This window comes from Synechococcus sp. R6-5 (assembly GCF_047461775.1).
Classification (GTDB): Bacteria; Cyanobacteriota; Cyanobacteriia; order Thermostichales; family Thermostichaceae; genus Thermostichus.
In genome coordinates this window covers 1-772 of the sequence record NZ_JANSHV010000346.1, presented here as the reverse complement: position 1 = coordinate 772, position 772 = coordinate 1, and the positions used below count along the sequence as shown (strand labels likewise).

Annotated in this window: 1 protein-coding gene; it reads right to left on the bottom strand. The window is 51.4% G+C overall.

Annotation, left to right across the window (positions count from 1 at the left end; genetic code table 11):
* Positions 1-772: hypothetical protein (locus tag NW818_RS13590; protein WP_414424855.1), on the bottom strand; the 772-nt coding region annotated here is incomplete at both ends.

The following is a 772-nucleotide window of genomic DNA, read 5'->3' as shown; positions in this document are numbered from 1 at the left end:
CCAGGGTCAACGCCAGCGTCATATGGATTGGCGTATCATACGGGTTGACCAGCCAGAGCGTGTTGTCGGCTCTCCCCCAGCGGTGTAGACTGATGCCAGCACTTTCAACATCGTACCATCCATTGCCTAAATAGAGAAAAGGACGACATGCATTGGGGAACTCTGGCAATTCATACCAGATATATGTGTCGTCCTGCCACTTTGGCGCCAGGTACGAACCATTCAGGAAGGCAAGTAAATCCGCCAGATGTTGCTCATCGGCATCACTCACCTGGTCGCGTCGAATGGTGATGTGCCGTATTGGATAAACACACTGCATTGTCTGCAGTTGTTCGGGTGTTGTTGAGATGATATCTTTGTCAGGCAAATCCATGTCAACAATCAACCGCAGCAGCGGTATATTCAGACTGGCATATTCAGGCCATCGGGCGACATATCCGCCGAGAACCGGTTGTCCGTGAATCATCTGGTTGCGTAACGAGCGACTGTCTTCTGTGAACCATAGCGGTAGATCGGCTACTGCGCCGGGACGACGGGCGATCTGCTCAAAAACGGTGTGTCGTTCAAATGTAAATATTGGGCGATCAACCGACGGATAGAGTTCAACGGCGGCTAATATTCCGACACCTGCCAGCAACAGTATAGATCGTCGCCCTGAACGAGTCCGCTGAACCAGATACTCAAGTCCTATTGCAGCAAACATCGACAATATGACAATAACGACAACCGCCAGGATCGCAGGTTTGCGACCCGCACTGATGAGTGGCAGATC